Source organism: Bartonella sp. AA74HLJMH (assembly GCF_042197045.1).
Taxonomy (GTDB): Bacteria; Pseudomonadota; Alphaproteobacteria; order Rhizobiales; family Rhizobiaceae; genus Bartonella.
In genome coordinates, this window is record NZ_JBHIRJ010000141.1 from 1 (window position 1) to 678 (window position 678).

General features: G+C 42.0%; 1 protein-coding gene. It reads left to right on the forward strand.

The annotated features are described in order from the left end of the window. Positions 1-185 precede the first annotated feature (185 nt). Positions 186-566, forward strand: coding sequence for a hypothetical protein (locus tag ACFINH_RS10220; RefSeq protein WP_375611028.1), 381 nt, complete (start codon positions 186-188; stop codon positions 564-566). Positions 567-678: the final 112 nt, after the last annotated feature.

Sequence of the window (678 nt, forward strand, 5' to 3'; positions counted from 1 at the left end):
GGCAATGAGTTCAGTGAAAAAGACATCAAAGCCCAGGGCACGCAAGATTTTACGCCAACAGATCAAAAGTCTTTTGTTGCAGATGATAAGGAGATGACCCTTTATGCAACACGGGATAAAACAACTGCGGCTGGTGAGTGTGTTGTGGTTGTGCAATTCGTAACAAATCATTGAGGGGATAAGACATGGCAGATTATTTACCACAGCCCTTGCAAGGGAGAAATCTTCATACCCAGCAGGTAAGCTTTTTGCGGCTTAATTTTAGCTATGAAGATAAAGAAAACGCTATGAGAATAGGTACGCTACCTCGTGGTGCTTTGATTACTTCAATTAAAGTGTTTGTTAAGACAGCATTTTCGGACACAAAGGTCAAAATAGGCAGCACTGCTGGAGGGACTGAGTTTGGTGAAGCGGAAATCAAACAACAGGCAGTAAAAGAGGTTAAGCCCACCAATCAGAAGGAATTTGTCCCTTATGATGAAGAGGTCACTCTCTATGCTAAAGCGGACAAAACAGTACAAGCTGGTCAAGCAAGTATAGTCGTTGAATTTGTGACTAATCACTGAGAGGTATTTTGATGACACGTCATTATATTCGGGTTAAAACCGGAGGACCGATACCAGTAAAGCGAGATGTTTATCGTCATAAGAGAACACTTTCGCACTTAGTGTCGGTTAT

Excerpts from the sequence above, each read along its gene's own strand:
- ACFINH_RS10220 (WP_375611028.1), top strand. The coding sequence starts at position 186 with ATGGCAGATTATTTACCACAGCCCTTGCAAGGGAGAAATCTTCATACC.